Annotated in this window: 22 protein-coding genes; 9 read left to right on the plus strand and 13 right to left on the minus strand. The window is 34.8% G+C overall.

The window, feature by feature from the left end:
* Positions 1-20: 20 nt before the first annotated feature.
* Genes lsrF through lsrA form a run of 5 tightly spaced genes read right to left on the minus strand, consistent with a single transcriptional unit; the run spans position 21 to position 5496 of the window.
* Complete coding sequence (gene lsrF / locus KGI96_RS03270) at positions 21-899, minus strand: 3-hydroxy-5-phosphonooxypentane-2,4-dione thiolase (RefSeq protein WP_211598999.1); 879 nt, start codon at positions 897-899, stop codon at positions 21-23.
* 16 nt (positions 900-915) lie between these two features.
* Positions 916-1932, minus strand: a complete 1017-nt coding sequence (gene lsrB, locus KGI96_RS03275) for an autoinducer 2 ABC transporter substrate-binding protein LsrB (RefSeq protein ID WP_211599007.1) — start codon at positions 1930-1932, stop codon at positions 916-918.
* Between the two features lie 10 nt (positions 1933-1942).
* Positions 1943-2962 carry an autoinducer 2 ABC transporter permease LsrD gene (gene lsrD / locus KGI96_RS03280; RefSeq protein WP_211599008.1) on the minus strand — a complete coding sequence of 340 codons (1020 nt, stop codon included), beginning with the start codon at positions 2960-2962 and terminating at the stop codon, positions 1943-1945.
* Between the two features lie 22 nt (positions 2963-2984).
* Entirely contained in the window at positions 2985-3965 is a 981-nt protein-coding gene (gene lsrC / locus KGI96_RS03285) for an autoinducer 2 ABC transporter permease LsrC (RefSeq protein WP_211599010.1), read from the minus strand.
* A gap of 13 nt (positions 3966-3978) precedes the next feature.
* The gene (lsrA, locus tag KGI96_RS03290; protein WP_211599012.1) at positions 3979-5496 is read right to left on the minus strand and encodes an autoinducer 2 ABC transporter ATP-binding protein LsrA; all 1518 of its coding nucleotides are present in this window, start codon (positions 5494-5496) and stop codon (positions 3979-3981) included.
* 232 nt (positions 5497-5728) lie between these two features.
* Here lsrA and lsrR point away from each other — a divergent pair, with 232 nt between their 5' ends.
* Complete coding sequence (gene lsrR, locus KGI96_RS03295; RefSeq protein WP_211599014.1) at positions 5729-6694, plus strand: transcriptional regulator LsrR; 966 nt, start codon at positions 5729-5731, stop codon at positions 6692-6694.
* Between the two features lie 85 nt (positions 6695-6779).
* Positions 6780-8330, plus strand: coding sequence for an autoinducer-2 kinase (lsrK, locus tag KGI96_RS03300; protein WP_370685838.1), 1551 nt, complete (start codon positions 6780-6782; stop codon positions 8328-8330).
* Between the two features lie 94 nt (positions 8331-8424).
* Here lsrK and KGI96_RS03305 read toward each other — a convergent pair whose 3' ends face one another.
* From KGI96_RS03305 to KGI96_RS03320, 4 genes are all read right to left on the minus strand, one after another.
* Positions 8425-8931 carry a DUF2301 domain-containing membrane protein gene (locus KGI96_RS03305; protein ID WP_211599018.1) on the minus strand — a complete coding sequence of 169 codons (507 nt, stop codon included), beginning with the start codon at positions 8929-8931 and terminating at the stop codon, positions 8425-8427.
* Between the two features lie 16 nt (positions 8932-8947).
* Complete coding sequence (recD, locus tag KGI96_RS03310; protein WP_211599020.1) at positions 8948-10894, minus strand: exodeoxyribonuclease V subunit alpha; 1947 nt, start codon at positions 10892-10894, stop codon at positions 8948-8950.
* 10 nt (positions 10895-10904) lie between these two features.
* A complete protein-coding gene (locus KGI96_RS03315; RefSeq protein WP_211599022.1) occupies positions 10905-11243 on the minus strand; it encodes a TusE/DsrC/DsvC family sulfur relay protein in 339 nt (112 codons plus the stop codon).
* A 73-nt stretch (positions 11244-11316) separates the two neighbouring features.
* Positions 11317-11982, minus strand: coding sequence for a Bax inhibitor-1/YccA family protein (locus KGI96_RS03320; RefSeq protein WP_211599024.1), 666 nt, complete (start codon positions 11980-11982; stop codon positions 11317-11319).
* Between the two features lie 167 nt (positions 11983-12149).
* Here KGI96_RS03320 and xseB point away from each other — a divergent pair, with 167 nt between their 5' ends.
* Both xseB and ispA read left to right on the plus strand, forming a co-directional pair.
* Positions 12150-12374, plus strand: coding sequence for an exodeoxyribonuclease VII small subunit (gene xseB, locus KGI96_RS03325; RefSeq protein ID WP_090922879.1), 225 nt, complete (start codon positions 12150-12152; stop codon positions 12372-12374).
* Positions 12375-12386: 12 nt separating this feature from the next.
* Complete coding sequence (gene ispA / locus KGI96_RS03330) at positions 12387-13280, plus strand: (2E,6E)-farnesyl diphosphate synthase (protein ID WP_211599026.1); 894 nt, start codon at positions 12387-12389, stop codon at positions 13278-13280.
* A gap of 101 nt (positions 13281-13381) precedes the next feature.
* Here ispA and KGI96_RS03335 read toward each other — a convergent pair whose 3' ends face one another.
* The gene (locus tag KGI96_RS03335) at positions 13382-14794 is read right to left on the minus strand and encodes a DegQ family serine endoprotease (protein ID WP_211599028.1); all 1413 of its coding nucleotides are present in this window, start codon (positions 14792-14794) and stop codon (positions 13382-13384) included.
* Positions 14795-15100: 306 nt separating this feature from the next.
* Between KGI96_RS03335 and fbp the strand changes: the two genes are divergently transcribed.
* On the plus strand, positions 15101-16111 hold the full coding sequence (gene fbp, locus KGI96_RS03340) for a class 1 fructose-bisphosphatase (RefSeq protein ID WP_211599035.1): 1011 nt from the start codon (positions 15101-15103) through the stop codon (positions 16109-16111).
* Positions 16112-16224: 113 nt separating this feature from the next.
* On the opposite strand, the gene KGI96_RS03345 is transcribed toward fbp, so the two are convergent.
* The 3 genes from KGI96_RS03345 to KGI96_RS03355 are packed head-to-tail and all read right to left on the minus strand — an operon-like array spanning position 16225 to position 17644.
* Positions 16225-16956: a copper homeostasis protein CutC gene (locus KGI96_RS03345; protein ID WP_211599038.1), complete on the minus strand. Its 732-nt coding sequence runs from the start codon at positions 16954-16956 to the stop codon at positions 16225-16227.
* Positions 16957-16998: 42 nt separating this feature from the next.
* Positions 16999-17409 carry a type II toxin-antitoxin system VapC family toxin gene (locus KGI96_RS03350; RefSeq protein ID WP_211599039.1) on the minus strand — a complete coding sequence of 137 codons (411 nt, stop codon included), beginning with the start codon at positions 17407-17409 and terminating at the stop codon, positions 16999-17001.
* Positions 17390-17644: a ribbon-helix-helix domain-containing protein gene (locus KGI96_RS03355; RefSeq protein WP_211599041.1), complete on the minus strand. Its 255-nt coding sequence runs from the start codon at positions 17642-17644 to the stop codon at positions 17390-17392. The genes KGI96_RS03350 and KGI96_RS03355 overlap by 20 nt, the downstream gene beginning before the upstream one ends.
* Before the next feature lie 291 nt (positions 17645-17935).
* Here KGI96_RS03355 and pnp point away from each other — a divergent pair, with 291 nt between their 5' ends.
* The 4 genes from pnp (at position 17936) to tadA (ending at position 23866) form a co-directional block, all read left to right on the plus strand.
* Positions 17936-20092 carry a polyribonucleotide nucleotidyltransferase gene (gene pnp, locus KGI96_RS03360; RefSeq protein WP_211599043.1) on the plus strand — a complete coding sequence of 719 codons (2157 nt, stop codon included), beginning with the start codon at positions 17936-17938 and terminating at the stop codon, positions 20090-20092.
* Between the two features lie 411 nt (positions 20093-20503).
* A complete protein-coding gene (locus tag KGI96_RS03365) occupies positions 20504-22360 on the plus strand; it encodes a DEAD/DEAH box helicase (RefSeq protein WP_211599045.1) in 1857 nt (618 codons plus the stop codon).
* Positions 22361-22458: 98 nt separating this feature from the next.
* Positions 22459-23346: a DUF535 family protein gene (locus KGI96_RS03370; protein ID WP_211599047.1), complete on the plus strand. Its 888-nt coding sequence runs from the start codon at positions 22459-22461 to the stop codon at positions 23344-23346.
* Position 23347: 1 nt separating this feature from the next.
* Positions 23348-23866, plus strand: coding sequence for a tRNA adenosine(34) deaminase TadA (gene tadA, locus KGI96_RS03375; protein WP_211599048.1), 519 nt, complete (start codon positions 23348-23350; stop codon positions 23864-23866).
* The last annotated feature ends 48 nt before the right edge of the window (positions 23867-23914 follow it).

Raw genomic sequence — 23914 nt, forward strand, 5'->3', positions numbered from 1 at the left:
TCTTTTTACCGTACAAATTGTTATGCATTTTTTGCATCTAAGTAAAGTTGATAGGCTTTTTCAGCTGTTTCACCACAATGAACAACTGCATTAACTGCTTTTAACATTGCAATTGGTGCATCTGATTGGAATATATTACGTCCCATATCAACACCTAAAGCCCCCTGATCAATTGCTTTGTAACACATTTCTAATGCTTCTAGCTCAGGTAATTTCTTACCCCCTGCAATGACAATTGGTACAGGGCAGCCAGCAACAACACGTTCAAAACCTTTATCTACATAGTAAGTTTTGATTATATTTGCGCCCATCTCTGCGGCAATACGTGTAGCAAGTGAGAAATAGCGTTGATCACGAACCATATCTTTTCCTACACCAGTTACTGCCATTGTTGGCATTCCATAGCGGTTACCTTGATCAATCAATTGAATAATGTTTTTAATTGATTGATGTTCATATTCAGAGCCAATATAAACTTGTGCTGCCATTACTGATGCATTTAAGCGAAGAGCATCTTCAATTGAAACCGCAACAGCTTCATTAGATAATTCAGTTAAAATTGAATTAGCACCTGATGCTCGTAATGCGATAGGTTTTCTAACATCAGATGACACAACACTACGAAGAATACCTCGAGTACACATTAAAACATCAGTATATTCAAATAATGGTGCTATATTTAAATCTATACGCTCTAAACCTGTTGTTGGACCTTGGAAGTAACCATGATCGAAAGCAAGCATAATAGTTTTACCTGTCTTAGGATTAAATATATTTGCTAAACGAGATTGCATTCCCCAATCTAAAGCTCCTGATCCTTTAAGATAAAAAGCTTTGTTTTGTTGTGGTCTATCTAACCCAAAATCTTTACCATCTCTGATATCATCTAAATCAGCCATTTAATTACTCCTATTATTAGAAATCGTAGTTATCAATATTATCTTTAGTAAAGACTACACGCTCAGGTAATAAAACAATACCGTTACCTTTTGCTTCATATTTATAGCCTTGAACTTTATTTGGTGAAACTTCAACAGTACCAATTTCTGGAATATCAACTTTTTCACCTACATTAAGTGTTTTTCCTTTTAACAATGCATTGGCAACAGCCACAGAAATTTTTCCTTGTTTTACCACATCCCATAAACCAAATTGTTTTACTGTGCCCCGTTTAACATAAGGACGCATAACATTTGGGGTACTGAAACCAACGATGGTTACATCTTTAACTTTTAGGTTTTCAGCTGCTTGAGCAGCAGCAGGAAGAGCGTTTGCATCAGGTGCAATAATTGCATCTAAATCAGGATAGGCTTTTAAAATACCTTCTGCTGTTTGTAATGACTTAATTGCATCATTGTATCCAAATTGTGTTGTTACAATTTCCCACTCTGGGTGTTCTTTAGCAATTTTGACTTTTGCTGCTTTAACCCATTGATTCTGGTCTGTTACTGTTGGGCTAGAGTAGAAGAATGCAACTTTTGCTTTAGGTTTACTAATTTGGCTAGAAGCCATATCAACAAGCATTGATCCAAGTTGATCAGGTGTTCCTTGATTTATATAATGGCTACGACATTCTGGTTTTACATCCGAATCCCAAGTTAGAATTTTTACTCCTCTTTTCATTGCACGTTTAAGCGTAGAGCAAAGTCCTTCAGGAGATACTGCTGAAACAACAATGGCATTATAACCTTGGTTTACAAAGTTATTTATTAACTGAACTTGATTAGATACGCTTGGTTCAGTTGGACCATCATAAGTAACATCTACACCTAAGGTTTTTCCCATATCAGTAGCTCCTTGCCCGCCACTCGTAAAGAAACCTACGCCAACAAGTTTTGGAATAAATGCTATTTTATCCGTTGCTTGTGCAGTTGTGATAGCAGATAAACCTAACGCAATTGCGAGTGCTGTTGCTTTAAATTGATTTTTCATAATAATACTCCTATTGAGATAATGAGTTATTTACAGGTGTTGTAAATTCTATTTTTCGTTTAATCCACAGTGAAATAGCATCATAATGTAAGCTAATGGATTTTCCGATTAATACGATAATAAGTAGAGCGCCAGATAGGGCACTTGATATTTCATTTGGTATTCCAATCATTTGTAATCCTTGTTGCAAATATCCAATTAAAAGAGCTGCAATCGCTGTACCTATAATTGAACCAGAACCACCATAAATATTTGCACCTCCTAAAACAACTGCTGTTAATACTGGCATTAATAAGGAGCTACCAATATCAGAACGAGCAGAACCGAAATAAGAAACAAGTAAAATGGCAACAAATGCAGCAATTAAACCAATTAACGAATAAATGATTAAGAGTGTTCTATTAACGGGAACAGCACTATAACGTGCAGCTCTTTCACTTTGACCAATTAAGAAAATACTACGACCAATAGTTGTTTTATGCATTAACAACCAAAAAATAACAGTCATAATTAAGAAATAGATGATAGAGCTTGGAATTCCCATAATGTCTTTATTAGCAAAGTCTAATAAACTATCAGGAAAACCACCAATTCCTTCATAGCCTGTTGCTCCAGCAAATCCAGAAAGTAATAAAGCTCCACCACCAAATAAATACATAGTACCTAGTGTGATAACAAGTGGATTCACTTTAGTATAAATAATTAAACTTGCATTCACTAAACCACAGCATATTCCAATAATAAAAGTAAGGGGAATAGCAAACATAAGCGGAAGACCTGCTTTAAACAAGACACCTAAAGAAATAGCACAAAGACCAACTGTTGAACCAAAAGATATATCCATTCCTCCACTTACAATCACCATTGTTAATGGTAAAGCTATCATTCCGATATAGATAAAATCACTTGTACTATAAAGTAGTATATTGATATCTAACATTCTAGGATTGAGTAATCCAAATCCTAATATCTCAATAATAACCAAGCAAAATAGTGCAATTTCCCAACTATAATTTTTTACCTTTAACATTGTTTTTCTCCTTTGCTGGTTGTTAATCATCTTTTAAAAATCTAGCATAACGTTGTAATTTTAGATTTTTAGCAATCATTACCCTTATTCGTCCATCAAATACTAATACAGCAAGTAAAACTAAGCCTGCAACAAAATTATTCCAATACGCAGGAACTTTAAGTAAAACTAAAATACTATCTATTTGAATAAGAAAGTAAGCTCCCAATACTGCTCCAACAATATTACCAGCACCACCTAACAAACTAATTCCCCCTAGAACACAAGCTGCTATCGCTTTCATTTCTAAACCATTACCTGTTGAATTTGGTACAAAACCAATTTGTGATGTAAAAATAATGCCTGCAATCGCTGCCATAAACCCATTGATAGCAAAGGCAGTAATTCTCACCTGATTAACTTTTACTCCTAGTTGCAAAGCACCTTGTAGGTTATCACCCACCGCATAAAAATTTCGTCCAAATTGTGTTTTTGTAAGTAAGAAATAGATTAAGATAATTAAACCAACTAAGATCCAGCCAATAGGGGATATATTTAAGAAGAAAGGTTCAGATAATAGTTTGAGATTTTGTGGTAAACCTTCAATCCACTTACCCCCTGTAATTAGTAACATAATACCTTTGTACAAACCAAGCGTTCCTAAGGTCGAAACAATTGCAGGAATACGTAAAATCGTCACCAATACTCCATTTAATAACCCTGCAAAAAGACCACAAATCAATGTGATGATAAAAGCACTTATTAGGTTATACCCTGAATTAAGTAAACTACCTACGATAACTGCACATAACCCCATTGTAGAACCAACAGATACATCAATATTACGAGTTAATATTACAAAGGTTGCACCAATAGCAAGTAAAATAACAATCTGAGCTGAATTAAAAATCATTGCTAATGTTTGAATTTGAAATCCATTTCCCCAAGCACTTAGTATTAAAAATAGTAATCCAATGGCTGCTAAAATGGTTAATTCTCGATTATCTTGAATAAATTTCCACATTATTATTTTTCTCCTATGCTTGAGTATCACCAAAAGCTATTTGCATTATGTTATTAGTATTTATGTCATCACCAACCAAAGAATGGCTAATATCTCCATCGTGCATTACCAAAACTCGATCAGACATTTGCTCAACTTCTTCTAAATCTGATGATATAAATAGAATAGCAACATTCTGTTTTGCAATACTTTTAATTAATTGATAAATATCTACTCTTGCACTTACATCTACACCTCTCGTTGGTTCATCTACAATCAATAATACAGGATTAGCTTCTAAGCATTTGGCAATGAGTACTTTTTGTTGATTACCTCCAGATAAAGTTCTTACAGTTTGCTGACCACTAGAAAATTTAATTCCAATTGCTCTATGGTAACGCTCTAAAATAGCATTTTCTTTTGCTGAATTTATCCAAAGCCCCATATTGCTATAAGTTAATCCACAAGTATTCCAAGTCAGAGGTGCATCTAAATATAAACCTGAGGCTTGTCGATCTTCAGGTAAATATACAATTCCTTTCTGTAATCTTTCTTTAATATTTAAAGTACTAATTTCTTGATCATCAAATAAAATTTCTCCTGATTTTTTATTACGTAATCCATATAAGGTTTCCGCAAGCTCTGTTCTTCCTGCACCAACAACACCAGCTAAACCAAGAATTTCACCAGGATAAATTTTAAAAGAAACATTCTTAAATCCTTCTCCAGTAAGATTATTTACTTGTAAAATAGGCTCCTCTCTAGATTTAATACGATTGTGCCCTGGTAATTCCAGCCAAAGTTTTTGATTATCTGTTAGTTGGGTATTTTTAGATTTTGGGGTAATTGCTTTTATAATATCGTCTTTATCAAGTTCATTCGTTTGTCCTGTTAAAGCAATATAACCATCTCTCATTACACTTACTCTATGTGATATTTGCCATACCTCAGGTAATTTATGAGAAATAAAAACAATTCCAACACCTTTTGTTAATAATGATCTTATTTGTTTAAATAAATTGTCTGTTTCTGCGGGTGTTAAAGAGGCGGTTGGCTCATCTAAAATTAATATTGAGGCATCTCGCATTAACCCTCTCATAATTTCAACAAGTTGCTGATCTGCGACATCTAAAGAACCCGCTTGCATTTCAAGATTTAAATGGCAATTTAATTCATTTAGTAATGTTGTTAATTTTTTATCTATTTCATCATTTTTATGTAAAGCAAATAGAATATTTTCTTTTACTGTTAGATTTGGGAAGAGCAAAGGCTCTTGAGGTACTAAATAAATACCAAGAGAATGTGCTTTATTTGGTGATAAATTCGTTTGTATTCTTCCATTTATTTTTAATGTTCCTGTATCTTGAGGCTGAATACCCGCAATAATTTTCATTAACGTCGATTTACCGGCGCCATTACCACCTAATAAAGCATGCACCTCTCCTACATACAATGAAAAGTTAATTTCTTTAAGTACTTCTACCCCAGAAAAATATTTGCTGATATTATATGCATCTAATAAGCACTTTTTTTCTAAAATTTGAGATTGCATTTTATACCTGCCTTATAAAAGTGAACAAATGTATTTCCGGTTTATCATTTTTTCATAATAATAAAAGGTATAAATTTAAATTTCTGAGATCTAGATCACAAATTTAACTAAAAATATTTATTTTTATTAAATTTTGTGATCTATATCACGATTTTGAAATTTTTATAAAATGAACAATTGATAAGTATTAAAAACAAATGAATAATATATTTCATCAACTAAAGAATAAAATATGACAGACAAAAAACAAGAATATAATGAAATAATACAAGTAATGACAGAGGAAGAATTAGTTGCTCGTATTGCTTGGTTTTATTATCACGACAACCTTACACAGGGTGATATAGGTGATCGATTAGGATTATCTAGACTTAAAGTTTCTCGATTGTTAGAGAAAGGGCGCCAGCAGGGAATAATAAAAGTACAGATTAATTCTCGATTTACTGGTTGCTTAGAATTAGAAAAATCATTACAACAATATTTTAATTTAAAGTATATAAGGATTTTACCAGCACTAGAAATACACGAAACAAATGAACGTCTAGGTGTTGGGGCTGCTCAAATGCTAATGTCATTACTTAAACCAAATCAACTTTTATCAATTGGTTTTGGTGAAACAATAATGCAAACAATTAAATATTGTAATGAATTTATTACTAATAATGGTATTAAATTAGTAACATTATCTGGTGGGGTTGGTCCTTATATGAAAGGGATCGGACAATTAGATGGCTCTTGCTCTGTGAGTATAATTCCTGCACCTCTTAGAGCCTCATCAATTGAAGCAGCAAGGCTCTTTAAAAAAGAATCTTGTGTTAGAGATATTATGCTAGCTGCTTGTAGTGCTAATGTTGCAATAGTTGGAATTGGAGCCACACAACAAAGAGGGCAAGCAACATTATTACGATCAGGCTACATTACTGAAGAAAAACAACAAATAATTCGCCAGCAAGGTGCTGTTGGCGATATTTTAGGTTATTTTATGCAAGCAGATGGAAGATTACAGCCAGATATGCCACTGCACGAAGAACTTATAAGTGTTCCTTTAGATAACCTAAAAAAAATACCAAATGTAATAGGTATTGCAGGTGGAGAAGATAAAGTCGAAGCTATTTTAAATGCATTATATGGCGGACACATCAATTCATTGGTAACGGAAGAAAAAACTGCAAGAATGATACTTGCTCAATTAGTGTGATCCTATAAAGAGCTGATTGTTATTCAAAGTATTTCTTCCAAATTTATTGAAGGAGAAAATAATGGATAAAAAATCAGCTTATCTTATGGCATTAGATGCAGGTACTGGCAGTGTAAGAGCGGTTATTTTTGATACTAATGGAAATCAAATTGCTGTTGCCCAGAAAGAATGGACACATTTATCTGATCCAAATATTCCAGGATCAATGGAGTTTGATCTTGAAAATAACTGGCAACTAACCTGTCAATGTATAACACAAGCTTTGCAAGAATCCCAAATAAATCCTGAGCAAATCGTTGCAATATCAACTTGTTCAATGAGAGAAGGGATTGTTCTTTATGATAAAAACAATAAACCAATTTGGGCTTGTGGTAATGTTGATGCAAGGGCAATACAAGAAGTGGTTGATCTTAAAAAATTATGTGATGCCTCTTTTGAAGAAAAAGTATATAACATCTCAGGACAAACATTAGCATTAAGTGCTATCCCTCGTTTATTATGGCTATCTCGTCATCGTAATGATATTTACCAAGAAATAAGCTCAATGACAATGATCAGTGATTGGTTAGGTTTTATGCTAAGTGGTGAATTAGCCGTTGAACCCTCTAATGCAGGCACAACAGGAATATTAGATTTACAAACTCGCCAATGGTCAACAGAGTTACTAGATTTAGTTGGATTAAACAGTGATATTCTTCCTCCAGTTAAAGAAACAGGGGAAATTCTTGGTAAAGTTACATCAGAAATAGCCAAGATTACAGGTTTAAAACAAGGCACGCCTGTCATTGTTGGAGGTGGCGATGTACAACTTGGCTGTATAGGTCTTGGTATTATAGAACCATCACAAGCCGCTGTTATAGGAGGTACATTCTGGCAACAAGTTGTAAATCTACCAAATCCTGTTACAGATCCTCAAATGAACGTAAGAGTTAATCCACACGTTATTTCTAATTTAGTTCAAGCTGAATCCATTAGCTTTTTTACTGGATTAACAATGCGATGGTTTAGAGATGCTTTTTGTGAAGAAGAAAAATTACTGGCTCAAAAATTAGGTATTGATGCTTATTCATTGTTAGAACAGATGGCAGAAAGAGTTCCTGTCGGTGCAAATGATATTATCCCTATTTTTTCTGATGCGATGCACTTTAAATCTTGGTATCACGCAGCCCCCTCATTTATAAATCTTTCTATTGATCCAGATAAATGTAACAAACAAGTATTATTTAGAGCTTTAGAAGAAAATGCTGCTATTGTATCCTCTTGTAATCTTGACCAAGTAGAAAAATTCTCAGGAGTAAAATTAACCTCAATCGTATTTGCTGGTGGTGGTTCAAAAGGGAAGTTATGGAGTCAAATATTAGCAGATGTAACAGGATTAACTGTTAATATTCCTGTTGTTAAAGAAGCTACTGCTTTAGGTTGTGTAATAGCTGCTGGTGTTGGGGTAGGTCTATATTCTTCTTTTTCTGATGCAAGTAAAAAATTAGTTAAATTTGAAAAAGCATATCAACCAAATCCTGATAATTTTAAATTATATCAAGAACATAAGAAAAAATGGACTGCAGTTTATCAGAAACAATTACAACTAGTTGATGATGGTTTAACAACTTCTTTATGGAAAGCACCAGGATTATAAATATAATATTCATACCGTTATGATATATTTGAGTAAAGGAATATTTGTAATTAAGCCAATAATAGCGTTGAAAAATGTCAACGCTATTATTTTATTATATTTGATACTTAGTTTTATCACCAATATCAAAATGTAAAGGCATTCGCCATTTTTGAATGGCTAATATAATAAATAAGCCTCCGACAATAACTGAAATAATTTGAGTAGCAAGCAAGATATTAAGTTGTATAGCAAACCATAACAATGCAACAAAAAGAGGTTGTAAATTTAGCAAAGGGACTTTAAAACAGAAATATTCTTTAAATGCCAAACCTCCTAACGTGACCAATGCACCACCTAAAGCAAGTGCATCAAAGCCAAGAATTTGACATAATAAAGCGATCCAAGTTGCACATTGTAAGAGTAGTCGAAAAGATTTTAAATAAATATGCAATGATGACGCACAACAAACAGCTGCGACTAATATGCCTATTTGAGCAATATTGGGTTGATAAGGGAGTAATAAAACCATCATCCCAGCTAAAACAAAACCACAACGATAAACAATCACGGTTAAGTAGTCTAAATAATCCATTGGGGATTTGATATGTGGATCTGCCATAAAATGTCCTTTTAATTTAATTATGAGTAAGTTGTTTCGCCAAACCACTTTGTCGCTGAATTTTACTATTCACACCTTGTTTCCACACTTTTTCATTGCTAAAGAGAGTAAAGTGTTTTTTTGCACGAGTAACCGCAGTATAAAGCAATTCTTTGGTGATAATTGGTGAATAATTTAACGGTAAAATAAGTACAGTATGTTCAAACTCTGAACCTTGAGATTTATGCACTGTCATTACGTAAGCTGTTTCGTAATTTGGCAAGCGGTTAGGGGTAATACTGTGAGGTTGGTTGTTAATTTGCGTTTCAAAATAAACACGTGACTTACCGTTTTCATCGGCTAATATTAATCCTATATCGCCACTGTAAATATGAGCCTGAGGGATATTTTCTGTAATCATAATGGGTTTGCCAAGATAGTTTTCACGGCTATGGTGAAAATGTATTAAACCTGCTTTAAGTAATGCTTGAGCGATACGCTCATTTAATTTTTCTACCCCAAATTCACCCACCCGCAGGGCTGAGAGCAAGCGTATTTTATTAAACGTATTAAAAATATCTTCAACATTAACTGCTGAAGGGGTTTCTGTGCGTTGTTTTACTAATTTTAAATAGCTTTCATATAAGCTCACTGCTTTGTCTACAATTAGCTTAACATTGTGTTCTATCCATTTTGATTTTTCACTAAACTGTGTGGCAGCTTGGTATTCAATTAAATCAAGATCAGTAAATTTTGTAAAAAGTTGCCAAGATGTAACCGCTTGCTGGCTGTTTATTGTTCGGCTAATTTCACCAATTCCTGCATTTTGATTAAAACGGAAACTGTGTCTTAAATGGCACAGTGAGTCACCAATAATTGGGGGATTATCCTGTTGAGGAAGTAATGTATAACCCGTATTTTGAGTTAAATATTGACAATGTTTTGCTGAATAACCCTTGGTAATAAAAGTGCCAAGCTCTCCCATTATGGCTCCTGCTTCAACAGATGCCAGCTGATCTTTATCTCCTAGCATTATTAAATGAGCATTGGGTTTTAAGGCATTGATCATTTTTTCCATTAGGGATAAATCAATCATTGAGGCTTCATCCACGACGAGGACATCTAAATATAATGGATTATGTTGATTATATTTTGGCATATCACTCATTGGATTAATGCCAAGTAAACGATGTAGTGTCAATGCATTTGTCGGAATTTGAGCTTTCAGCTCATCAGAAAAGGGAAATCTTGCCAAATTATCACTGATAGATTCTTTTAAACGAGCGGTCGCTTTTCCTGTTGGGGCAGCAAGTTTAATATTAAGTGGGGGTAAATTTGAATACTGTTGTTTTAACTGTAAGGCAAGCAAAATTTTAACCACAGTCGTGGTTTTTCCTGTTCCTGGTCCACCTGAAATAAGGGTGAAATTTTTAGTTAATGCAGTTGCAACAGCAATTTTCTGCCAATCAATATGCGGTGTTTGTTCCGTAAAAAGTTGTGTTAAAGCGGTATGATTAAGATCATTTTTTGCAAATTCTTGTTCAAAAGTTACCGCTTGTTTAAGATAACTGACAATACGATTTTCCGATTGCCAATAACGGTAAAAATAAAGTAGGTTATGCTGAAATAACATCGGTGCTACTTTTGATGGATTGTCACTAAAGGCGATATGATGTTGTAATCTATTTTGCCAATCAAGCGGTGTGATATTTTCTATTTTTTGCAAAATTTGACTATAAAAGTCTTCTTCTAAAATTTTGTTTTTTAGACCAAAAGGATTATTGGCTAGAGGAGAATGAAGATCTAAGGCAGTATTACCTTGCATTACGTTGTAAGAAACAAAAGCACTCAAAAAGATAGCTAGATCTTGCACTTGTTGGCTATATCCATAAGGTTGTTGTTTTTGGTTAATCATTTTTGCAAACTGATAATCCAATTCACTGATAATTTTTTGTTCTTTCAAACATTCTAATAAACACAACATTCTTTTTACCTTATAAGCATTTTGCAGGTTTTGGTAGTCCAGCAATTTTAGTGGCTTGCTTTGCGGGTCCATTAGGAAATAGACGTTGTAAATAACGGCTGCTGCCTTTTTCTTGTCCAAATTTATTGGCTAAGGTTTTGACCAACATACGAATAGCTGGTGAAGTATTATACTCTTGATAAAATTCACGTACTACATTGATGATTTCCCAATGTTCATCAGTTAAAACTAACTCTTCATTTTGGGCAATGGTTTCGGCTAATTCAGGCGACCAATCAGAAAGATTTTTCAAGTAACCTTCATTATCTGTTGGGATTTGTTGTTGATTAAATTCAATAAAATTTGTCATTTTCTAAAAACCAAAAAGGCGAATAAACATTCGCCTTAATATTTCAATAATTATCGATAGCTAATCTTAATAATTAGTCATCACCTCGTAATACACCTAAAATATTTAACAAGCTCACAAAAATATTATAGATAGCAACATATAATTCAACAGTCGCTAAAATATAATTAGTTTCACCATTGTGAATAATGCGACTTGTGGTCATTAAAATAGCACCGCTTGAGAAAAGGATAAATAATGCACTAAGGGCTAGATGCAATGCTGGAATTTGCATAAAGATACTGGCAATCATCCCAATAATTAACACAATAAAGAGCGAAAACATCATTCCTGAAAGGAAAGACATATCTTTTTTAGTGGTTAATACATAGCCTGAACATGCTAAGAATACACCAGCAGTTCCTGCGAAGGAAAGTGTGACAACGTCACCTAATCCTGCTCCTAAATAGATATTGATAATTGGACCCAGTGTATAACCCATAAAACCTGTTAAGGCAAAAACACTCACAATTCCAAATCCACTACGAGCGGTTGCATTGGTTAAGAAAAGTAGACCATAAAAACCAATTAATAAGATCCAAGGGGACATCATTGGTGCATTGGTTACCATTGCAACAAATGCCATTGCTGCTGAGAATGCAAGGGTTAATGAGAGTAAAAAGTAAGTATTGCGTAGAACCTTATTTGTACTTAAAACAGATTGTTCTCTTGTATTAGTGACAATACGATCTTGTTGCATAAAATCTCCTTGAGGTGACAACATTAAATTTAGCGTTAAGTTAACGATAATTGAGTAAAATGTCAATGTACTTCTTTGACAATTAAATTCAGAAAAAAATCCACATTTGCAAATTTCTCAAGTAAAATAACCGCTAGCAAATAAATTTATCAAAATAGGTAGTAAAAATGGCAAAGAAACCACAACAAGATTTTGAAACAACCCTAAAGCAATTAGAGGATATTGTGACCCATTTAGAAGCAGGGGATTTACCTCTTGAAGAAGCATTAAGTGAATTTGAAACTGCAGTGAAACTGGTTAAAAAAGGGCAGGAGCATTTACAAAAAGCAGAGCAACGTATTCAAATTTTACTGCAAAAAGATGAACATAGTGAATTATCAGACTATCAATAATATGGATGAACGATGCAATATTCTCTTTCTTTAGATTTAATTGAAAAGCAACAACGAGTAAACCAGTTTTTAGATAAACAGTTAAGTATTTATAAAAACGAGCAGTCGCCTCTTGGTGAAGCAATGAGTTATGCGGTATTACTCGGTGGCAAGCGTATTCGTCCCTTTTTAGTTTATACCACAGGAAAATTATTGGGAGTGTCATTAGAGAAGTTAGATCATAGTGCAGCAGCGATAGAAGCTATTCACGCCTATTCCTTAGTTCACGATGATTTACCTGCAATGGATAATGATGAATTAAGAAGAGGGCAAGCAACCTGTCATATCGCTTTTGATGATGCCACAGCAATTTTAGCAGGAGATGCTCTCCAAAGTTTTGCTTTTGAGTTGATTACTCAAGATCCACATCTCACTGTAGCACAAAAGGTGGCACAAATTCAGATTTTATCTCATTCAGCAGGTGCCAAAGGAATGTGTTTAGGGCAAAGTTTGGATTTGTTGGCAGAAAATAAAAGTGTAGAGATTGAAGAATTAAAATATATTCATCGTAATAAAACAGGGGCATTAATTGAGGCATCGATTTTAATGGGATTAAATGTGTCTGAGTATGCTAATGACCCACAAATTAAGCAATCATTAATTGACTATGCTAAGGCGATAGGTTTAGCTTTTCAGGTTCAAGATGATATTTTAGATATTATTGGTGATACCGATAAAATAGGCAAAAAAGTTGGTGCTGATGAGTCGTTAAATAAAAGTACCTATCCTAAATTATTAGGCTTAGATGGCGCAAAGGCTAAAGCTCAAAGTCTTTATCAACAAGGGGTAAATGCGTTAGATAAACTTCCTTTTGATACCACAGAATTAAAGGCGTTAGCTGATTTTATTGTTAAGAGAGAAAGTTAAGTTTTGCCCCCCTCCTAGCCTCCCACGCAAGCGGAGGGAGGGATTTGGTGTGGAGGTTATACATAGATCCCCTCCTCCGCTTGCGGGGGAGGGGGAGGGAATTACTGAATAATTACAAATAAATTGATATCACCACGCATAATATTTAGTGCAACTACTGATGGTTTTTTATCAAGAATTTTTCTTAATTCTCCCACATTTTTGACAGATTTACGGTTGATACCAATAATGATGTCACCTTTTTCTAACCCTCGCATTTCAGCCATTGATCCTTTTTCTACTTCTGAAATTTCGACACCTTTCGTACTGCCTTCACTATAGTTACTAAAGTTACTAAATTTAGCACCTTTTAATTCAGGTAATAAATCTTGTGATGCTGTTTGTGAATGTTCATCACTAGATTGTAATTTCACTTTTACTGTTTTACTGTCATTATTGCGTAAATAAGTAAGCTCAATTTCCTTACCTGCACCAGAAGTGGCGATTTTTGCTCGCATTTCACTAAAGTTTGAGATTTTTTTACCGTTCATTTTTACGATAACATCCCCTGCTTTAATACCTGCTTTTTCAGCGGCTGAATTTGGTAGTACTTCACTAACAAAGGCACCTTGTTGAGCGTCAACCCCAAATTCTTTGGCCAAATCAGCATTAAGTTCGCCCCCTTTAATACCAAGCATTCCACGTTTAACTTGACCAAATTCAATAATTTGATTTACCAAGTTGTGTGCCATATTACTTGGAATAGCGAAAGCAATACCAGCATTACCTCCACTTGGAGAAATAATGGCCGTATTGACACCAATTAGCTCACCTTTTAAGTTAATTAATGGTCCTCCAGAATTTCCTTGATTGACCGCTGCATCCGTTTGAATATAATTTTCATAACCACGATCTAAATTACCCATTGAGCGACCTAACGCTGACACAATTCCAGAAGTCACAGTTTGTCCTAATCCAAATGGATTACCAATAGCAACGGTGAAATCACCGACACGGGTTTTATCTGAATCTGCAAATTTAATTTCTACTAGGTTTTTAGGGTTTTCAATTTGAATTAACGCCACATCAGACATTGGATCTGCACCCACTAATTTTGCTTTAAATTTACGCCCATCTTCTAATAAAACAGTGATTTTTTCGGCTTTATCAATCACGTGATTATTGGTTAATACATAGCCTTTTTCAGCGTTAATAATTGCACCAGAACCTAATCCTTTAAATTTGCGAGGAGCATTACTCCCTCTATGTCCGAAGAAATCATCACCAAAGAAAAATCGAAATTCATCAGGAATATTCTGTTGGAAAGATTGCTCTTTGGTTTTTCCTTCCACCTCAATACTCACTACTGCTGGTTTTACTTTCTCTAACATTGGTGCAAGGCTAACAGTTTGGGTATCACTCGAATTAGTTAAGGCATCTAAAATTGAGTTTGCATAACTAGAGTTTGAAAAACTTAATGCAGTCGTACCAATAATAATTGATGCTAATAATGATTTTCTTATTTTTTTATTCATATAAAATTCCTTATTATTTTTGTTTATATTTGAACACGTTTATTTACGGCAAAGTCGAACACTATGACTATAAGTTTTGTTAGTGGTTCAACATAATAGATTAAAGTGTCGATTATTTAGTCTTGAAATTGGGGCTTTATGATTTTTTTCAAGAAATAAGCGGTATGATATTTATCATTTTTTGCAAAACTATATCAGTTAAAATATAAAATATTTATTGTGATACAGCTCACATTCTAACAGTTTTATTATGTATGGATTGTTGAATAAAAGATATAATTTCACTTATTTTGTAAAGAGGTTGTTATGAAAACATTAGGCGAATTTATTGTTGAAAAACAGGCAGAATATCCAAATGCAAAAGGAGAATTAAGCAGTATTTTATCTGCAATTCGACTGGTGGCAAAAATTATTCATCGAGATATTAATCGAGCAGGTTTAACGGATGATATTATTGGATTGTCAGGAGAAGAAAATATTCAAGGTGAAAATCAAATGAAATTGGATATTTTTGCTCACGATAAAATGAAAAAAGCACTGTTAGCACGTGGAGAAGTTGCAGGATTTGCCTCTGAAGAAGAGGAAAAAATTGTTATTTTTGATAATGAACACGCCCGTAATGCAAAATATGTAGTTTTAGCTGACCCACTAGATGGTTCTTCCAATATCGATGTTAATGTAGCAGTGGGAACCATTTTTTCTATTTATCGCCGTGTAACGCCTGTTGGTTCACCTGTCACTTTAGAAGATTTTTTACAAGAAGGTAATAAACAAGTTGCAGCTGGTTACATTGTTTATGGTTCTTCAACAATGTTAGTTTATACAACAGGTAATGGTACTAATGGTTTTACTTATGATCCATCACTAGGTATATTTTGTCTTTCTCATCCAAATATAAAAATACCTGAACAGGGTTACATTTATTCTGTTAATGAGGGGCAATATATTAAGTTTCCACAAGGGGTGAAAAAATATATTAAATATTGTCAAGAAGATGTATCCGCTGAAAATCGTCCTTATTCAGCCCGTTATGTAGGTTCTTTGGTCTCTGATTTTCATCGAAATATGCTAAAAGGGGGAATTTATATTTATCCTCAATCAACCAATTATCCTGATGGAAAATTACGTTTATTGTATGAAGGAAATCCAATGGCATTCTTAGCAGAACAGGCGGGCGGATTAGCCACAGATGGTAAACAACGTATTTTAGATATTAAAGCAACAGAATTACACCAAAGAGTGCCATTATTTGTGGGTTCTAAGGAGATGGTGGAAAAAGTACATTGGTTTTTAGAAGAACAGAGTAAGAATACTTAAAATTTAACTATTCCACAAACTGTGTAAGCCCTAAAAATAAATAGGGCTTTATGCGACAAAGTATGTAAGCTAAAAATAGTCAAAAATTGAACCACAATTTTAATATTCAGAGATCAGCCATCTAAAACCGTTTGTTTGATACGTAATATTTCATTCAAATCTGCTTGAATAATTTGATTATCATAATCGCTGTTACTACCCATAGCCACATCAGTTTGTGGTGTTTTATTCTGTTGTACTTTTTTGGCAGAGAAATGAATATTCTCTATCCCCGTCGCCTTAACGATCTCTAACGCATTTTCAGAAGTGACCCCTGCCCCTGCCATTATCTGAATACGTCCGTTGCTTTGTTGCACCAGTTGAGCAATATTTTCTTTGCCTAGCCAAGCAGTTTTTTTCAGTCCAGAAGTCAGCAAACGAGTACAACCAAGATCAATAATTTGCGCTAATGCTGTTTTAGGATCACGACATAAGTCAAAAGCACGGTGGAAAGTGATTTCCATACCTTGAGCAGTATCTATTAGCTTCTCACAGATTTGCGTATCAATATCGTGATTGTCAGTTAAAGCACCGATTACCACACCATCAACCCCTAATTCTTTCGCAATTAAAATATCGTTAATCATTATCTCAATTTCAGCCTGATTAAAAACAAAATCACCCGCACGAGGACGGATCATTACGTGATGGGATAGGTTGTTAAAATGAAGTGCTTGTTTAATTAATCCATAAGAAGGAGTTAATCCTCCCACTGCTAAAGCAGAGCAGAGTTCTACTCGATCTACTTTGGATTGACTTGCGGTTTGGATAGATTGGATATTGTCAATGCAGAGTTCGAATTTCATTTTTTCTCTCCGATTTTATTACTTAGTTTAAATGCGAGATAATTATAATAAAATTGTTTCAAATGCCTGCTTTCCATTGATACGATAAATTGTGAAATCACGATCAATGGTCGCAATTGTTTTAATTCCCATTTTTTCAGCAAGTAAAACAAGGCAAGAGTCAGCAAAATCCATTGGTAAATCAAGGTATTTATCAGTTAGGGCTTTAATTCTGACAAAATCAGTTTGTTGAATATCCGCAATTTGTATTCCTTCACGAGAAATCCATTCTAAAAAATCTAGTTGAGCATTTCTATTAAAGTCGAGTAGATGTAATACTTCTGTTATAGATGCAAGAGTTGTTATCAATGTGCTTTTGTTATTTTGGATAAATTCTATCGTCTTATTGTGATATCTGTCAGAGGCATCAAATAGAGCAATTAAAGGTCCGCTATCAATTAGAATCTGTTGCATATTTAGCTCGAATTTTGTTTTTGAGAATATCTTTTCTATCTACAGATAGATTACCTTTTCCACTCGTATATTTTCCAAATAAATCTTCACCAGTTTGCCAAGCAGTTTGTGTTTTTTGTGCTTCGATATAGTTGATAATACTTTTTCTGATAAATTCAGAACGTGTAAAGCCCAGCTTTTTTGCTGCTGTATTAACTTGTTGTTCTAGCATTGGGTCAAGTCTAAGTGTAATCATTTTTTACCTTACCATTGATTTTCGTATTACAAATTGTATTACGGTTGTTGTCCTATGTCAATTTCCACTTGATCAATTTTGTGATCAAAATATCATTTATGCAGTCTTATAAAAACTAGGCGACAATCTTGAAAAATTGTTATATAATCACATCGTTTTATTTCTGTGTACTGAGAGGCGGCTAACAAAAGTTATTTTTCTACCTATGAATAAGGGTAAGATGATTTTTGCTAGTCGCAATTTTTTAGGAATAAAACAGAACCTTAGATATTTAACTTAACAGGTAATGTAATGAATCCAATTGTAAAACAATTTAAATACGGTCAACACACCGTAACACTAGAAACGGGTGCAATCGCTCGTCAAGCAACAGCAGCCGTAATGGCAAGTATGGACGATACAACCGTATTCGTTTCAGTCGTAGCAAAAAAAGAAATGCGTGAAGGACAAGATTTCTTCCCATTAACCGTAAACTATCAAGAGCGTACTTACGCAGCAGGTCGTATTCCAGGTGGTTTCTTTAAACGTGAAGGGCGTCCTTCTGAAGGCGAAACCTTAACAGCTCGTTTAATTGACCGTCCTATTCGTCCTTTATTCCCTGAAGGTTTCTTAAATGAAATCCAAATTGTTGCGACAGTGGTGTCTGTCAATCCTCAAATTAGCCCAGATTTAGTGGCAATGATCGGTGCATCAGCAGCACTTTCATTATCAGGTGTACCTTTTAATGGTCCTATCGGTGCAGCACGTGTTGGTTTTATTAATGATCAATTCGTTCTTAACCCAACGATTTCTGAGCAAGCAATCAGCCGTTTAGATTTAGTGGTTGCTGGTACGCAAAATGCGGTATTAATGGTTGAATCTGAAGCAGATATTTTATCAGAAGAGCAGATGTTAGCAGCGGTTGTGTTTGGTCACGAACAACAACAAGTGGTTATCCAAAACATCAATGAGTTAGTTGCAGAAGCAGGTAAACCTTGTTGGGATTGGAAAGCACCTGAGCCAAATACAACATTAATCGAAAAAGTAACAGCATTAGCAGAATCTCGTATCGGTGATGCATTCCGAATTATTGAAAAACAAGATCGTTATGCAAAAATTGATGAAATCAAAGCAGAGGTTGTTGCACAACTAGCGGCAGAAATAGAAAGTGAAGAAGTTTCTGAAGGTGAAATTGTTGATATTATCACTTCTTTGGAGAGTAAAGTTGTACGTGGTCGTGTAATTGCGGGTGAACCTCGTATTGACGGTCGTACCAAAGAAACCGTTCGTGCGTTAGACATTTGTACTGGTGTACTTCCACGTACTCACGGTTCTGCAATCTTTACTCGTGGTGAAACACAAGCATTAGTAGTCGCAACATTAGGTACTGAACGTGATGCTCAAAATATTGATGAATTAACGGGTGAAAAATCAGATCGTTTCTTATTCCATTATAATTTCCCTCCATATTCTGTAGGTGAAACTGGAATGGTTGGTTCGCCAAAACGTCGTGAAATTGGTCACGGTCGTTTAGCAAAACGTGGTGTTTTAGCTGTTATGCCAAGTGCAGAAGAATTCCCTTATGTTGTGCGTGTTGTTTCTGAAATTACAGAATCAAACGGTTCTTCATCAATGGCGTCTGTGTGTGGTGCTTCATTAGCATTGATGGATGCAGGTGTGCCTATTAAATCAGCGGTTGCAGGTATTGCAATGGGCTTAGTGAAAGAAGGCGATGATTTCGTGGTTCTTTCAGATATCTTAGGCGATGAAGATCACTTAGGTGATATGGACTTTAAAGTAGCTGGTTCTCGTGATGGTATTACAGCATTACAAATGGATATTAAAATTGAAGGGATTACTCCTGAAATTATGCGTATTGCATTAAACCAAGCTAAAGGTGCGAGAATGCACATTTTAGGCGTGATGGAGCAAGCAATTGCAGGTCCTCGTGAAGAGATTTCAGATTTTGCACCAAGAATTTATACCATTAAAATTGATCCTAAGAAAATCAAAGATGTAATTGGTAAAGGTGGTGCAACTATCCGTTCATTAACGGAAGAAACAGGCACATCGATTGATATTGATGATGATGGTACTGTTAAAATTGCAGCAATAGATGGCAATGCAGCGAAAAGAGTAATGGCTCGTATCGAAGAAATTACAGCAGAAGTTGAAGTGAATACTGTGTATAGTGGTAAAGTTACTCGCGTTGTAGATTTTGGGGCATTTGTCTCTATTTTAGGTGGTAAAGAAGGGTTAGTTCATATTTCTCAAATTGCGGAAGAGCGAGTAGAGAAAGTGGGTGACTATCTAACACTTGGTCAAGAAGTGAATGTGAAAGTCGTTGAAATCGATCGTCAAGGGCGTATTCGCTTAACGATGAAAGGTGTCGATGCTGCATCAACAACCGAAGAGTTACCACAAGAAGAAACAGAAACTGTTTTAGAAGTAGAACAGACAGAAGAATAATAAAGAGAATTTATTATTAAATTACGTGGAGATAGGGTACGCCCTATCTCTACAGTGTTTTATGATTATTTTTATAAAACACAATTGCAAAACAAACACTCAAATTAATCAAATTGAAAAGGGAATACAATACCTTTTCCGTCTAATTAGCAGGTCTGGTGAACAACTTTGTTGAGTATCGTTTTGCATTATTTAGTTTAGCCGAATAAAAGGTGAAAACTAATATCCCGTTATTGTTGGGAGAATTAAAACGATGAAGCGGTTCGATTTGTACAAAAATTTACAAATTTTTATTAAAATCATACCGCTATACTCAGGAATAGTTAAACAGAATCAACTGCTTAGCCCTCAACAATGCAATTTTTTATTCAATGAAAAGCCATAAGGCTTATTCATTATTTTTGGACTTATATGACTACAGAAACACAAATTCAGACAGAAATCGAAACTCAAACTCAAACTTTTGCCGATTTAGGCTTACCAACAGCATTACTTGATGCTGTGACAGGTATGGGGTTCGTTACGCCGTCACCAATTCAATTAGAATGTATTCCACATTTATTAAATGGTAATGACGTATTAGGTATGGCACAAACAGGAAGCGGTAAAACTGCAGCGTTTGGTTTACCATTATTAGCACAAATTGCTCCAAGTCAGCGTTATCCACAGATGTTGGTAATGGCACCGACTCGTGAATTAGCTATTCAAGTTGCTGATGCATTAGAACAATTCTCAAAAAATATTAAAGGTTTAAATGTTGTTACCGTTTATGGTGGACAACGTTATGATATCCAACTTCGTGCCTTAAAACAGGGTGCACACGTTGTGGTGGGAACGCCGGGGCGTATTTTAGATCATATTCGCCGTAAAACGTTAGATCTGTCACGACTAAAAGCTATTGTTTTAGATGAAGCAGACGAAATGTTACGTATGGGCTTTATTGATGATGTTGAAACGGTAATGGCAGAATTACCAGAAGAGCATCAAACAGCATTATTCTCCGCAACAATGCCAGAGGCAATTCGTCGTATTACACGTCGTTTTATGAAAAATCCTCAAGAAGTTAAAATTAAAGCAACCCAAAAATCAGCACCAGATATTGAACAACGTTATTGGTTAGTCAATGGTTTTCGTAAAAATGAAGCGTTATTACGTTTCTTAGAAGTCGAAGATTTTGATGCTTCAATTATCTTTACTCGTACAAAATCTGCAACGACGGATGTGACTGAATTACTAGAACGTAATGGTTTCCGTGTTGCGGCATTAAATGGGGATATGACACAGGTTGCACGTGAGCAAACTTTAGAACGTTTAAAATCAGGACGTTTAGATATCGTGGTTGCAACAGATGTTGCTGCTCGTGGTATCGATATTGATCGTATCAGTTTAGTGGTCAACTATGATATTACATTAGATTCAGAGAGTTATGTACACCGTATTGGTCGTACAGGTCGTGCGGGTCGTTCTGGTAAAGCGTTACTTTTTGTTGATCCAAGAGAACGTCGTTTATTGCGTAATGTTGAAAACTTGATGAAGAAAAAAATTGACGAAGTTCAAGTGCCTGATCACGCAATGCTAATGGAAAGTCGTAGTGAGAAATTCAAAAAACAAATTTCTAAACAGTTAGAGCATCGTGATTTAGAAATGTATCGTCAATTATTGGAAGATTTATTTACTGCAGATCAAGATCACGAAGAATTAGCAGCAGCAATGATGATGATGCTTACTCAAAATAAAAAATTAATTCTCCCACCAGATGCGAAAGCTCGTCCTGCAAGAGCAGAGCGTAGTAATGATCGTGATGGAGGTCGTAATGATCGTCGTGGTGGTCGTGAACATCGTGAAAGTAACGGTGTAAAAATGGATATGTACCGTATTGAACTTGGTCGTGAAGATGGTGTGGAAGCACGTCATATCGTGGGTGCAATTGCAAATGAAGGTGATATCAATAGTCGTTACATTGGCCATATCAAATTATTTGATAAACACTCAACCTTAGAATTACCACAAGGTTTACCAAAGCATATTGTTCAGCACTTTGCGACTAAGTCACGTGTATTAAATAAACCGATGCAAATGTCATTTATTGGCGAAGCAGAGCAACAATCTGGTGGTGGCGGTCGCCGTGATGGTGGCAGAGGACGTGGTCGTTCAGAAGGTGGACGAGGACGTTCTGGTTCTGATAATAATCGTTCAAACAGCAGAGGTCGTAAAGAAGGCGGCGGTTTTAAAGAAAAACGTTTTAATGATAGTCGTAGTAAACGTTAATTATTAAGCATTAATAATCAATAAGTTATCCCCCTATTATCTCCTTCGCTTGCGAGGAGTAGATAGGGGGACTTTTTATTTTAATTAGGTGTTAAATTATGTTAGAAAAAAGGATTTTTTCGCATTTTCCTAATGCTGTAGAAATGTATATCCAAAATGGAGACAAACGTGTTTTAAAACGTTGTCGCAACATTCTTCGTTATTTTTTTGCTCGTATTTATTGTGGCAAAAAAACAGCAATAATGGTTGATTTTTTAAATCAAAACCAACAATGGGCGAGACTATTTCAAAAAGATATTTGGCGTTTTAATGCACTTTTATTTAAATATGCAGATAAACGCTTTTCCGTAAAACAACGATTAGATGCTATTTGTCACAATTTCGAGGAAATGGATACTCAAATTAAGGAATTAAATTGTCAAAAACTCGTCGAGTTGGGTACAATCAAATTAGTTCAACTGGATGAGGAATTTTCTTTAAATTTAGATATTTATGACATTGATCCTTTTGAAGGATTTTTTGCTTTAAGTTTGGTCGATAGTAACCAGTGTCATCTTTATAATGCTTCGTTTACTTTTTTAAACAAAAATCAGTTACTTATTACCTGCGGTCAAGGTCCTAAAGGTGTGAAAGCACAAGATATTGTAAGAAATCTGACGAAAAAACTACACGGAATACGACCAATGTATTTATTAGTTGAGGCATTTCGTTTACTGGCTCAAGGAATGAATAAAGAATTAATGGGTATTCCATTAAAATATCAAGTCAAAAAGCGTTGCTATGGTTCACAAAAAGTCTATTTTGATTATAATACCTTTTGGCAAGAAAATGAGGCAACATTAATTAATGGTTATTGGCAGCTTTCATCACAAATCACACGCCGTGACTTAAATGAGGTTATAGCGAAAAAACGGTCAATGTATCGTAAACGCTATGCAATGTTTGATTGGATGGAAACGGAAATAATGAAAGAAATCAAGGTATAAAATGTTTATTCAACCCACACAAAACCACTGTTCTTTGGTTATTTCAGAAAAAGATGAATACTTTATGAAGTATGCCTTAACGCTGGCAGACAAAGCGGAAGCAGAAGGGGAAATCCCTGTTGGGGCTGTGTTGGTTGATAATCAAGGCAATATCATTGGAGAGGGGTATAATCAATCTATTTCCCTCTGCGATCCAACGGCTCACGCCGAAATTCAAGCGGTACGATCTGCAACAAAATTTGCAAAAAATTACCGTTTATTAAATACCACCCTCTATGTTACTTTAGAACCTTGCTCAATGTGTGCAGGAGCCATTTTACATAGTCGAATAGGGCGTTTAGTATTTGGTGCCAGCGATTACAAAACAGGAGCCGTAGGCTCTCGTTATCACCTTTTTGAAGATTACAAAATGAACCATTTTTTAGAGATTCAAGGAGGGGTTTTGAAAGAACAATGTAGTCACAAGATTAGCCAATTTTTTAGGAAAAGGCGTAGTGAAAAAAGTAAAGCCACTGCTTAATTGCTAATTTTATTTTTATAAAAATTTGCTAAAAGAGAGTATTCTAAT

The sequence above is a fragment of the Phocoenobacter atlanticus subsp. cyclopteri genome (genome assembly GCF_018343795.1).
Lineage (GTDB): Bacteria > Pseudomonadota > Gammaproteobacteria > Enterobacterales > Pasteurellaceae > Phocoenobacter > Phocoenobacter atlanticus.